The 12,685-nt window shown below is 69.9% G+C and carries 9 protein-coding genes; 6 read left to right on the forward strand and 3 right to left on the reverse strand.

What is annotated here, in order from left to right; translation table 11 throughout:
* Positions 1-223: 223 nt before the first annotated feature.
* From metH to OO69_RS28720, 3 genes are all read left to right on the forward strand, one after another.
* The gene (gene metH / locus OO69_RS28710) at positions 224-3,739 is read left to right on the forward strand and encodes a methionine synthase (RefSeq protein WP_033283722.1); all 3,516 of its coding nucleotides are present in this window, start codon (positions 224-226) and stop codon (positions 3,737-3,739) included.
* Between the two features lie 132 nt (positions 3,740-3,871).
* Positions 3,872-4,567 (forward strand): HAD family hydrolase, encoded by a 696-nt coding sequence (locus OO69_RS28715; RefSeq protein ID WP_033283723.1) that lies wholly within the window; start codon positions 3,872-3,874, stop codon positions 4,565-4,567.
* A 418-nt stretch (positions 4,568-4,985) separates the two neighbouring features.
* Positions 4,986-6,590, forward strand: a complete 1,605-nt coding sequence (locus OO69_RS28720) for an ABC transporter substrate-binding protein (RefSeq protein WP_033283724.1) — start codon at positions 4,986-4,988, stop codon at positions 6,588-6,590.
* 148 nt (positions 6,591-6,738) lie between these two features.
* On the opposite strand, the gene OO69_RS28725 is transcribed toward OO69_RS28720, so the two are convergent.
* Positions 6,739-7,410, reverse strand: a complete 672-nt coding sequence (locus tag OO69_RS28725) for a response regulator (protein WP_019066105.1) — start codon at positions 7,408-7,410, stop codon at positions 6,739-6,741.
* A 177-nt stretch (positions 7,411-7,587) separates the two neighbouring features.
* On the reverse strand, positions 7,588-8,628 hold the full coding sequence (locus OO69_RS28730; protein ID WP_078652599.1) for a RecB family exonuclease: 1,041 nt from the start codon (positions 8,626-8,628) through the stop codon (positions 7,588-7,590).
* 176 nt (positions 8,629-8,804) lie between these two features.
* On the opposite strand from OO69_RS28730, the gene OO69_RS28735 reads away from it, so the two are divergent.
* The 3 genes from OO69_RS28735 to OO69_RS28745 all read left to right on the forward strand — a co-directional run bounded on the left by OO69_RS28735 (position 8,805) and on the right by OO69_RS28745 (position 12,344).
* Positions 8,805-10,559: a site-2 protease family protein gene (locus OO69_RS28735; protein WP_033283725.1), complete on the forward strand. Its 1,755-nt coding sequence runs from the start codon at positions 8,805-8,807 to the stop codon at positions 10,557-10,559.
* A gap of 50 nt (positions 10,560-10,609) precedes the next feature.
* Positions 10,610-11,515, forward strand: a complete 906-nt coding sequence (locus OO69_RS28740) for a tRNA (adenine-N1)-methyltransferase (protein WP_033283726.1) — start codon at positions 10,610-10,612, stop codon at positions 11,513-11,515.
* 247 nt (positions 11,516-11,762) lie between these two features.
* Entirely contained in the window at positions 11,763-12,344 is a 582-nt protein-coding gene (locus OO69_RS28745) for a hypothetical protein (protein WP_033283727.1), read from the forward strand.
* Between the two features lie 14 nt (positions 12,345-12,358).
* Here OO69_RS28745 and OO69_RS28750 read toward each other — a convergent pair whose 3' ends face one another.
* Positions 12,359-12,664, reverse strand: a complete 306-nt coding sequence (locus OO69_RS28750; RefSeq protein ID WP_033283728.1) for a ferredoxin — start codon at positions 12,662-12,664, stop codon at positions 12,359-12,361.
* Between the last annotated feature and the right edge of the window lie 21 nt (positions 12,665-12,685).

A 12,685-nucleotide genomic window follows, 5' to 3' on the forward strand; every position in this document is an offset into this window, starting at 1 on the left:
GTTGACCCGCCCGTCACCTCCATCGGCCGCCCCCGTCACCCCCGTCGGCCTCCTGCCACGCCGGTCCGCGTCCCCGCCGCCCCGGTCCGCCCCATGGACGCTTCGAGCATCCCTCGGCCCGACCCCGTTACCCTGGCGACGTGCACGCTCCCCGGGGAGTTCCGTGAGAGGTTCCCTGGGAAGCCGCAAAGCCGACAGCCGTCGCACTCCAGGGAGCCCCTTCATGGCCTCGTCGCCACTGACCCCTTCTGCCGACAGCCGGACCCGTGTGTCCGCGCTCCGAGAGGCACTCGCCACCCGCGTGGTGGTCGCCGACGGAGCCATGGGCACCATGCTCCAGGCACAGGACCCCACACTCGAGGACTTCGAGAACCTCGAGGGCTGCAACGAGATCCTGAACATCACCCGCCCGGACATCGTCCGCTCGGTCCACGAGGAGTACTTCGGCGTCGGGGTGGACTGCGTCGAGACGAACACCTTCGGCGCGAACCACTCCGCGATGGCCGAGTACGACATCCCCGAGCGCGTCCACGAACTCTCCGAGGCCGGCGCCCGCATCGCCCGCGAGACCGCCGACGACTTCACCGCCCGCGACGGCCGCCAGCGCTGGGTCCTCGGCTCGATCGGCCCCGGCACCAAGCTGCCCACCCTCGGGCACATCGCCTACGGCACGCTCCGCGACGGCTTCCAGGCCAACGCCGAGGGCCTCCTGGCCGGGGGCGCCGACGCGCTGATCGTGGAGACCACCCAGGACCTCCTGCAGACCAAGTCGTCGATCCTGGGCGCCCGCCGCGCCATGGAGGCGACCGGCGTCGACGTACCCCTGCTGGTCTCGATGGCCTTCGAGACCACCGGCACCATGCTCCTGGGCTCCGAGATCGGCGCCGCGCTCACCGCGCTCGAACCCCTCGGCATCGACATGATCGGCCTGAACTGCTCGACGGGCCCGGCCGAGATGAGCGAGCACCTGCGCTATCTGGCCCGCCACTCCCGCACCCCGCTGCTCTGCATGCCGAACGCGGGCCTGCCCATCCTGACCAAGGACGGCGCCCACTTCCCGCTCGACCCCGAGGGCCTGGCCGAGGCGCAGGAGCACTTCGTCCGCGACTACGGCCTGAACCTGGTCGGCGGCTGCTGCGGCACGACCCCCGAGCACCTGCGCCAGCTCGTCGAGCGGGTCCGCGAGGCCACGCCCACCGAGCGCGACCCGCAGCCCGAGCCGGGTGCCGCCTCGCTCTACCAGACGGTTCCGTTCCGCCAGGACACCGCCTACATGGCGATCGGCGAGCGCACCAACGCCAACGGCTCGAAGAAGTTCCGCGAGGCCATGCTGGACGGCCGCTGGGACGACTGTGTGGAGATGGCCCGCGACCAGATCCGCGAGGGCGCCCACATGCTGGACCTCTGCGTGGACTACGTCGGCCGCGACGGCGTCGCCGACATGGAGGAGCTGGCCGGCCGCTTCGCCACCGCCTCCACCCTGCCGATCGTCCTGGACTCCACCGAAGTCCCGGTCATCCGGGCCGGGTTGGAGAAGCTCGGCGGCCGCGCGGTCATCAACTCCGTCAACTACGAGGACGGCGACGGCCCCGAGTCCCGCTTCGCGAAGGTCACCAGGCTGGCGCAGGAGCACGGCGCCGCCCTCATCGCGCTGACCATCGACGAGGAGGGCCAGGCCCGCACCCCCGAGCACAAGGTCGCGATCGCCGAGCGCCTCATCGAGGACCTGACGGTGAACTGGGGCATCCACGAGTCGGACATCCTCATCGACACCCTGACCTTCACCATCTGCACCGGCCAGGAGGAGTCCCGCGGCGACGGCATCGCCACCATCGAGGCCATCCGCCGCCTCAAGACCCGCCACCCCGACGTCCAGACCACTTTGGGCCTGTCCAACATCTCCTTCGGCCTCAACCCGGCCGCCCGCGTCCTGCTCAACTCCGTCTTCCTCGACGAGTGCGTCAAGGCGGGCCTCGACTCGGCGATCGTGCACGCCTCGAAGATCCTCCCGATCGCCCGCTTCACCGAGGAAGAGGTGCAGACGGCCCTCGACCTGGTCTACGACCGCCGCCGCGAGGGCTACGACCCGCTGCAGAAGCTGATGGCCCTGTTCGAGGGCGCCACGACGAAGTCCCGGACGGCGGGCCGCGCCGAGGAGCTGGCCGCCCTCCCGCTGGACGAGCGCCTCAAGCGCCGCATCATCGACGGCGAGAAGAACGGCCTGGAGGCCGACCTCGCCGAGGCGTTGCAGACCCGTCCCGCCCTGGACATCGTCAACGCGACACTCCTGGACGGCATGAAGGTCGTCGGCGAGCTGTTCGGCTCCGGCCAGATGCAGCTGCCGTTCGTGCTCCAGTCCGCCGAGGTCATGAAGACCGCGGTCGCCTATCTGGAGCCGCACATGGAGAAGTCGGACGCCGAGGGCAAGGGCACCATCGTGCTCGCCACGGTGCGCGGAGACGTCCACGACATCGGCAAGAACCTCGTCGACATCATCCTGTCCAACAACGGCTACAACGTCGTCAACCTCGGCATCAAGCAGCCGGTCTCCGCGATCCTGGAAGCGGCCGAGGAGCACCGCGCCGACGTCATCGGCATGTCGGGCCTCCTGGTCAAGTCCACGGTGATCATGAAGGAGAACCTCCAGGAGCTCAACCAGCGCAAGATGGCCGCCGACTACCCGGTCATCCTGGGCGGCGCCGCGCTCACGAGGGCGTACGTCGAGCAGGACCTGCACGAGATCTACGAAGGCGAAGTCCGTTACGCCCGCGACGCGTTCGAGGGCCTGCGCCTGATGGACGCCCTCATCGGCGTCAAGCGCGGCGTGCCCGGCGCGAAGCTGCCCGAGCTCAAGCAGCGCCGGGTGCGGGCGAGCGCGGCCGTGGAGGTCGAGGAGCGCCCCGAGGAGGGCCACGTCCGCTCCGACGTGTCCATCGACAACCCGATCCCCGAGGCGCCGTTCCGCGGCACCCGGGTCATCAAGGGCATCCAGCTCAAGGAGTACGCGTCCTGGCTCGACGAGGGCGCCCTCTTCAAGGGCCAGTGGGGCCTCAAGCAGGCCCGCACGGGCGACGGACCGACGTACGAGGAATTGGTCGAGACCGAAGGCCGCCCCCGCCTGCGCGGCCTCCTGGACAAGCTCCAGACCGACAACCTCCTCGAAGCCGCCGTCGTCTACGGCTACTTCCCCTGCGTCTCCAAGGACGACGACCTGATCGTCCTGGACGACGAGGGCAACGAGCGCACTCGGTTCACGTTCCCGCGCCAGCGCCGCGGCCGCCGGCTCTGCCTGGCCGACTTCTTCCGCCCGGAGGAGTCCGGCGAGACCGACGTCGTCGGCTTCCAGATCGTCACCATGGGCAATCGCATCGGCGAGGAGACCGCCAAGCTCTTCGAGTCGAACTCCTACCGCGACTACCTCGAACTGCACGGCCTGTCCGTCCAGTTGGCCGAGGCGCTCGCCGAGTACTGGCACGCGCGCGTGCGCTCCGAACTCGGCTTCGCCGGCGAGGACCCCACCGACGTCGAGGACATGTTCGCCCTCAAGTACCGCGGCGCCCGCTTCTCTCTCGGCTACGGCGCCTGCCCCGACCTGGAGGACCGTGCGAAGATCGCCGCCCTGCTGGAGCCGGAGCGCATCGGCGTCCACCTCTCGGAGGAGTTCCAGCTGCACCCGGAGCAGTCCACGGACGCGATCGTGATCCACCACCCGGAGGCGAAGTACTTCAACGCGCGCTGAATCCACAGGCGCACGGAACGGACAAGCGCACTGATCGGATAAGTCGTACACTGGTCGGTCCACCGCAGGCCGGTCGCCCTTGTTGGTATCAAGGGTGGCCGGCCTGATCGTCCCTCAAGGAGGTGCGCCAGGATGACCAGCACGGTCCCCGCGCTCGGAACCCGTACGGCCGAAGGCTCAGCACTCCAGGCCGTACTCCTCGACATGGACGGAACCCTGGTGGACACCGAGGGCTTCTGGTGGGAGGTCGAGGTCGAGGTCTTCGCCGCCCTCGGACACACCCTCGACGACTCCTGGCGCCATGTCGTGGTCGGCGGCCCCATGACCCGCAGCGCCGGCTTCCTGATCGAGGCCACCGGCGCCGACATCACCCTCGCCGAGCTGTCCGTCCTGCTCAACGCGGGCTTCGAGGACCGCATCGGGCGCAGCCTGCCGCTGATGCCGGGCGCCGCCAGACTCCTGGCCGAGCTGGCGGAGTACGAGATCCCGACGGCCCTGGTCTCCGCCTCGCACCGGCGCATCATCGACCGCGTCCTGACCGCGCTCGGCCCCCAGCACTTCGCGCTGACGGTCGCCGGCGACGAGGTCACCCGCACCAAGCCGTACCCGGACCCGTATCTGCTGGCCGCCGCCGGACTCGGCGTCGACCCGGCCCGCTGCGCCGTCGTAGAAGACACCGCGACGGGTGTGGCGGCGGCGGAGGCGGCGGGCTGCCTGGTGGTGGCCGTGCCGTCCGTGGCGCCCATCGCGCCGGCCGACCGGCGCACCGTCGTGACCTCCCTGGAAGTCGTCGACCTGGCATTTCTGCGCGGACTGATGGCCGGCTGATGACGGAAATGCGCCAGCCGTTCACCGAGAGTGCAAAGTCCAATGGGAATGGAATTCGAGCTTGATCGGCCGGTCGAATTCCGTTGCACTCCAACCGAGTTGAGGCATGTGAGGTTCCCCACGTGCCGGAGGGTCGACATCGCCGTCGCCCTGTGCTGTTCACCCCATTTCTGAGGCCGATCACGCACCCTTGTGTCCCGATTGGTGAAAGCCTGCACTAATCCTTCCCTCGGCGGGTTTTCGGTCTGTCCACAGCCGGTTCCGCTGCGTGATGGGAACTCAACTACGGTGGCCGTGAACCCCCGTGCGGGTCCGGACTAATCTCAACGCGAGAACATCGCCCTTATCCCCGTGATCGGCATCACCACCCCATGCATGCCGGGTACACGGACTCGAACAGCTCTGGAGAAACTCGAGCATGAACCGCAAGACTTTGGTGCTGCCGGCCGTCGTCGGCCTGCTCGCGCCGGTGCTCGCCGCGTGTGGCGGCTCCGGCAGCGGGAGTTCCAGCGACGATGCGATAGTCGTCGGCACCACGGACCGGTTCGAGGCGACGAAGGACGCTCCGGCGCCGCTCGACCCCGCCTACGCCTACGACGTCGGCACCTGGAACATCCTGCGCCAGACCGTGCAGACCCTGATGATCCAGCCCAAGGGCGAGGGCGACCCGGTCCCCGAGGCCGCCGAGAAGTGCGGCTTCACCGACACCGGCAACGAGCGCTACGCCTGCACCCTGCGCGATGGTCTGAAGTTCGCCAACGGCGACAAGATCACCGCGGAAGATGTGAAGTACTCCATCGACCGCGCGATGCGCATCAAGGCCGACAGCGGCGTGTTCGCCCTGCTGTCGACCGTCGACACCATCGAGACCCAGGGCGACCGCGAGGTCATCTTCCATCTGAAGACGGCCGACGCCACGTTCCCGTACAAGCTGTCCACTCCCGTCGCCGGCATCGTGAATCCGGACGACTACCAGAAGGACAAGCTGCGCGACGGCTTCGACATCGACGGCTCCGGCCCGTACACCCTGTCGGTGTCCAAGAAGGACGACGCGATCACCACGGCCACGTTCACCAAGAACCCCAATTACAAGGGTGCCTTGAAGGTGAACAACAGCAAGGTCGAGATGCGTTCCTTCGCGGACGCCGACGCCATGGGCGCCGCGCTCAACAAGGGTGACATCGACGTCATGACGCGCACCATGTCGCCGGAGCAGATCCAGAAGCTCAGCGACGACACGGACGGCGACATCGACCTCGTCGAGATGCCCGGCCTCGAGATCCGCTACCTGGGCTTCAACACCAACGCCCCGACCGTGAAGACGAAGGCCGTACGCGAGGCGATGGCCCAGATCATCGACCGCGGCGAACTCGTCTCCAAGGTCTACGGCACCGAGGCCGAGCCGCTCTACTCCATGGTCCCGGCGACCATCACGGGCCACTCGAACTCGTTCTTCAACAAGTACGGCGACCCGAGCGTCTCCAAGGCCAAGACGATGATGGAGCAGGCCAACATCACCACTCCGGTGAAGCTGACCCTGAACTACACGACCGACCACTACGGTTCGGCCACCAAGGAAGAGTTCGAGCAGCTCCAGAAGCAGCTCAACGCCAGCGGCCTGTTCGACGTCAGCATCAAGGGCACCCCGTGGGCGACGTTCCGCCCGGCCGAGCAGAAGGGCAAGTACGACGTCTACGGGATGGGCTGGTTCCCCGACTTCCCCGACGCCGACAACTACCTCGCGCCCTTCCTCGACAAGGACAACACCCTCGGCTCGCCGTACGTCAGCACCAAGATCCGTAGCACCCTGATCCCGGAGTCCCGCCGCGAGGCCGACCGGCTCGCCGCCTCCAAGAGCCTCACGGCCATCCAGGACATCGTCGCCACCGACGTCCCGCTGATCCCGTTGTGGCAGGGCAAGCAGTACGTCGCCGCCCGCGACGACGTCACGGGCACCGCGTACGCGCTCAACTCCTCCTCGACCCTCCAGCTCTGGGAGCTGGGCCGAGGCGTGGGCAACTGACCGCGCACTCGCGCACGGTGAACAAGCTCATCACCTAGTGGCCGGTCCCGCCGAACGCGGCGGGACCGGCCACTGGCCTGTTGGCCCGCAGACACGAAGAGGGCGCCCCTGTCAGGAAGGGGCGCCCTCTTTCGTACGTACCCGGTGCCTACTGCGCGCCGGGGCGCACCAGCCCGCTCTCGTACGCGTACACCGCCGCCTGGACCCGGTCTCGCAGGCCCAACTTGGTGAGGACGTGCCCCACATGCGTCTTGACGGTGGTCTCGCTGACGAACAGGTCGGCGGCGATCTCCGCGTTCGACAGCCCGCGCGCCACCAGCTTCAGCACCTCGACCTCGCGCTCGGTCAACGTGTGCAGGGCGTCGGGGACGGGCTCGTCACCGGACGGCAGATGCCCGGCGTACTTGTCGAGCAGCCGCCGGGTGATGCTGGGCGCGAGCATGGCCTCACCGGCGGCCACCACGCGGATCGCCTGCACCAGTTCGTTCGCCGGCGCGTCCTTGAGCAGGAAGCCGCTGGCTCCGGCCCGCAACGCCTCCACGACGTACTCGTCGAGATCGAAGGTGGTCAGCACCAGTACCTTCGCCGGACCGTCCCGACCGGGACCGGTGATCTGCCGGGTCGCCTCGACTCCGTCCATCCGCGGCATACGGATGTCCATCAGCACCACATCGGGCTGCAGAGCCCGCACCTGGTCGAGTGCCTGCAGACCGTCACCGGCCTCGCCGACGACCGCGAGATCCTGCTCCGCCTCCAGAATCATCCGGAACCCGGTTCGCAGCAGCGGCTGGTCATCAACCAGTAGGACGCGGATGGCCACGTGAATCTCCTTCGCTAGCCCGGGCCCATTCTGCCCTGCGCGACGCCGGAGGACTCGACCGGCCTTGGGGGCGGCTGTCGGGTCTTGGCGGAAGGGGGTGTTGGAACGCGGTTCGCTGTGTCCGGGCTTGTGGCGAGGGCGTCGCACGGGACCATCGGCGGAGGGCGGATCCGTCGCCTATGACCCCTCGGCGGAGAGACCGTCCGCGGCTTCCGGACCTGAGGCACCTTCAACGGAGACACCGCCCACCGCCTCGACACCCCCGTCGGAACCACCGTCGGCCCTCCGTACCGGCAACGGATACGGCGGGGGAGTGCCGCCGAACTCCGGGCACACCTCCTGGTGGTCGCACCAGCCGCACAGCTTGGTCGGGCGCGGGCGCCAGTCGCCCGTCTCCGTGGCCAGCCGGATCGCCTCCCACAGGGACAGCAACTTCCGCTCCACCCGCTCCAGGTCGGCGACGACGGGGTCGTACGTCACCACGTCTCCGCTGCCCAGATACACCAGCTGAAGGCGGCGCGGGACGACCTGCTTCAGCCGCCAGACCACCAGGGCGTAGAACTTCATCTGGAACAGCGCACCCTCGGCATACTCGGGCCGGGGCGCCTTGCCCGTCTTGTAGTCGACGATCCGCACATCGCCCGTCGGCGCCACGTCGACCCGGTCGATGATCCCGCGCAGCTTCAGCCCCGAATCAAGCTCGGCCTCGACGAACATCTCGCGCTCGGCGGGCTCCAGCCGCGTCGGATCCTCGAGGGAGAACCACCGCTCGACCAGCCGCTCCGCCTCCCCGAGCCAGCGCGCCAGCCGCTCGCCCTCCGGATCGTCGGCGAACAGCTCCACGACCTCCGGCCGGGACTCCCGCAGCCGGTCCCACTGCCCGGGGATCAGCGACTTGGCCCGCGGCGCCGTACGCTCGGCCGCCGGCGCGTCGAAGAGCCGCTCCAGCACCGAGTGCACCAGGGTCCCTCTGGTCGCCGCCTCGCTGGGCTTCTGCGGGAGCCGGTCGATCACCCGGAACCGGTACAGCAACGGGCACTGCATGAAGTCACTGGCACGCGAGGGTGACAACGAGGCAGGCGCTATGGCGACGCGCTCGACCACGCCCGCGGTCCCCGTCTCCACCATCCCCGCCTCCACCGTCACCGCCGCGGTCGGCTCCGCCGCCGCGCCCTCGTCGCCGGCTGTCCCCGCGACGCCCTCCGCACTGGTCTCCATGCCCACAGACCTTACGGCCCGCCACTGACAGTGACCCGATCCCGGCCGACGCGCCCGCGACGGCCGGGGAAACGCGGGGGGTGCCGGGGCGGAACGTGTCACGACCGCCGCATACCATCGACCCGAGACCCCTCCGCCCCGGCTGGCGCGGAGGATGCTTCGAACGAGGGGACACCGTGGACGAGAGCGGCGGGAGCGGGCAGCCGCGGTCCGGCACCAACGAGCCGACCGGACACGCCCCGGGTGCCACGACCCCGGCCACCGCCCCCGGCACCCCCGAACCGAAACCCGACGACTTCACCGACCAGAAGCCCGAGACCTCCACGCAGGCGCGCGGGGAGGCCAGTGCGCCGTCCGCGGAGCACGGGGACACGGGTACGTCGTCCGGGGACCGCGAGGAGACGGCCGCGTCGCTCGAACACACCACGCCCGACGGCGACTTGGAGCCGGGCACCTCGTCCGGGCCCGCCGCGGAGGATCGTACGGAGCAGGGTTCACCGTCCGGCTCCGCCGCGAACGGCACCCCGGAGACGGAGACGCCCGCAGGTTCCCCCGCCCCCGCCACACACCACCGCACGACGCCCGAGGCGACCGGCACGTCGCCCGCCCCGGCTCCCGCCCACCTGAACGGTGAGCCGAAGCGCGATGGCACCCCCACGGGCAGCGACCACGACGGCACCCCCAGCCACCCGAATCTCCCCTACGCCCACACCGACCCCAACGCCCAGCCCCACGCAGACCCCCGTATCGCCAAGGGACGCCCCCCACAGCGCCCCAAGGAGCCCGGTGGCGGGCTGCTGATGGGGCGGCCCTTTGGTGTGCCCGTGTACGTCGCGCCCAGCTGGTTCCTCGTCGCCGCGCTCATCACCTGGGTGTTCGGCGGGCAGCTCGACCGCGTGCTGCCCGAACTCGGCGCCGCCCGCTACCTCGTGGCCCTCTTCTTCGCCGTCGCCTTCTACGGCTCGGTCCTGGTGCACGAACTCGCCCACACCGTCGCCGCGCTCCGCTTCAAACTCCCGGTCCGCCGCATCCAGTTGCAGTTCTTCGGGGGAGTCTCCGAGATCGAGAAGGAGGCCGAGACCCCCGGCAGGGAGTTCGTGCTGGCCTTCGTCGGCCCGCTGCTCTCGCTGATCCTCTCGGGCATCTTCTACCTGGCCATGCTGCCCACCGAACCCGGCACCGTCCCCGGCGTCCTGCTGGCCGGCCTGATGGTCTCCAACCTCATCGTGGCCGCCTTCAACCTGCTGCCCGGCCTGCCCCTGGACGGCGGCCGCATGCTCCGTGCCGTCGTCTGGAAGATCACCGGCAGACCCATGAGCGGCACGATCGCCGCCGCCTGGGTCGGCCGCGCCCTCGCCGTCTCCGTCCTGATCGGCCTCCCGCTGCTCACCCAGACCGGCGCCCTCGGTACCAACACCGAGGACATCAGCGGTATGGACACCGTCACGGACGCCCTGCTCGCCGCGATCCTCGCCGCGATCATCTGGACCGGCGCCGGCAACAGCCTCCGTATGGCCCGCCTCCGCGAACACCTCCCGGAGCTCCGCGCCCGCAACCTCACCCGCCGCGCGGTTCCCGTCGAGACCACCACCCCGCTCTCCGAGGCCCTGCGCCGCGCCAACGCCGCCGGCGCCCGCGCGCTGGTCGTCGTCGACGCAGACGGCCAGCCCCTCTCCCTCGTCCGCGAGGCCGCCATCGTCGGCGTCCCCGAACACCGCCGCCCCTGGGTCACCGTCAGCGGCCTCGCCCAGGACCTCACCGACGGCATGCGCGTCTCCGTGGAACTCGCCGGAGAGGACCTCCTGGACGCCCTGCGCGCCACCCCCGCCACCGAGTACCTCGTGGTCGAGGAGACCGGCGAGATCTACGGCGTCCTGTCCGCCGCCGACGTCGAGCGCGCCTTCGTGAAGGCCATGGCCCGCCCCAACTGACGCACGCACGCGTGGTCGGCGGCCCCCGCAAACGCCGGTAGGCTGGTCACATGTCCGAACCGACCGGTGCCGCCCGCAGGCGCGGGCCCTTCAAGGTCGGGGACCAGGTTCAGCTGACCGACCCCAAGGGCCGCCACTACACGTTCACGCTCGAAGCCGGGAAGAATTTTCACACCCACAAGGGTTCCTTCCCGCACGACGAACTGATCGGTGCTCCCGAGGGCAGCGTTGTCCGCACCACCGGCAACGTCGCCTACCTCGCGCTGCGCCCCCTGCTCCCCGACTACGTCCTGTCCATGCCCCGCGGTGCCGCCGTGGTCTACCCCAAGGACGCGGGGCAGATCCTGGCCTTCGCCGACATCTTCCCCGGCGCCCGCGTCGTGGAAGCGGGCGTGGGCTCCGGCTCGCTCAGCAGCTTCCTGCTGCGCGCCATCGGCGACCAGGGCATGCTGCACTCCTACGAGCGCCGCGAGGACTTCGCCGAGATCGCCCAGCAGAACGTGGAGCGCTACTTCGGCGGCCCGCACCCCGCCTGGCAGCTCACCGTCGGCGACCTCCAGGACAACCTGTCCGACCTGGACGTCGACCGCGTCATCCTCGACATGCTCGCCCCCTGGGAGTGCCTGGAGGCCGTCTCCAAGGCGCTCGTGCCCGGCGGCATCCTCTGCTGCTACGTCGCGACCACCACCCAGCTCGCGCGGACCGTCGAGTCCATCCGCGAGATCGGCTCCTTCAACGAGCCGACCGCCTGGGAGACGATGCTCCGCAACTGGCACGTCGAGGGCCTCGCCGTCCGCCCCGACCACCGGATGATCGGCCACACCGGCTTCCTCCTCACCGCCCGCCGCCTCGCGGACGGCGTCGAGCCCCCCATGCGCCGCCGCCGCCCCGCCAAGGGCGCCTACGGCGACGACTACGACGGCCCCAACGCCGCCGGTGGCGCCGCCGGCCGCTGAGCCGCACGCAAGGGCGGCCCTGTGCCGCACTCAACGCACGAACGCCGTGGCCGAGTTCCCGGAAATCCTCCGGAACTCGGCCACGGCGTCTTTCTTCTGACGCACCGACTCCTGAAGAACCGATACCGCCGAACCCTCCCGTGCGACCGGGCGAACGAACTGTCGACCCCGCCGTTCCCCCGCACCGTGCCGTGTGGCAACATGCAGGCCACCCCCACCGGCACAGCCCTCACAGGAGACACTCCTAGTGCAGCACTCCGCCGTCCCGGAACTGGAACTGGCACACACGAACACCCGCCCCATCCACTGGGTCGCCACCGCCACGGCTCTCGCCGGTGTCGTGGCTCTCTCCTCGGGCCTGCAGCCCGACTCCGCGCACGCCGCCCAGGCCGCCGGCCCGCAGACCAAGTCCGCGCCCGCCGCCTCGGCCCCCGCGACCACAGGAGTCGCCTTCCCCCTCGACTGCGGCCCCGTGAAGGCCGTCGTACAGAAGAAGGCATCCGGAGACCTCGACGGCGACGGCCGGCCGGAGACGGTCGCCGTGGTCCACTGCGACGCGGGCATGGGCACCCCGCCCGACGGCGTCTACGTCCTCACCCAGGGAGCGGGCGCCGCCAAGCCGCGCGTCGTCGCCACCCTGGTCGCCCCGAAGGCCCGAGAGACCGTCACCGACTTCTCCGTACGCGACGGCGCGGTGCTCGCGACCCTGCTCGGCTACTCGACGGCGGACGTGCCCAGTTGCTGCCCCGACGTCAAGGAGACCGCCAAGTGGCAGTGGCAGAACGGCTCGTTCGTCCGCTCCACCCCCGGCAACGCCCAGAACGTCTGACCGCGGGCTGAATCTCAGGCCGCGTCGGGCCCGTACACCTCGACCCGGTCCGCGACCCGGCGCACATGGATGCAGTCACCCGGGCACTCCTTGGCGGAGTCCACGACATCGACCAACAGCGGCAGCGGTACGCGCGTGGTGGCGCCCTTGTCCTGCAGCAGCTCGTCGTCCGGGCTCTTCACATAGGCCAGGCCGTCGATGTCCAGCTCGAAGACCTCGGGGGCGTACTGGACGCAGATCCCGTCGCCGGTACAGAGGTCCTGGTCGATCCAGACCTCCAGCGCCTCGCCGTCGGCCGCGGCCTCGTCCTGCACGGTGATGTCTCCTGTTTCCGCCGGGTG

Source organism: Streptomyces sp. NRRL F-525, from assembly GCF_000716605.1.
In the GTDB taxonomy this organism is placed as follows: Bacteria; Actinomycetota; Actinomycetes; order Streptomycetales; family Streptomycetaceae; genus Streptomyces.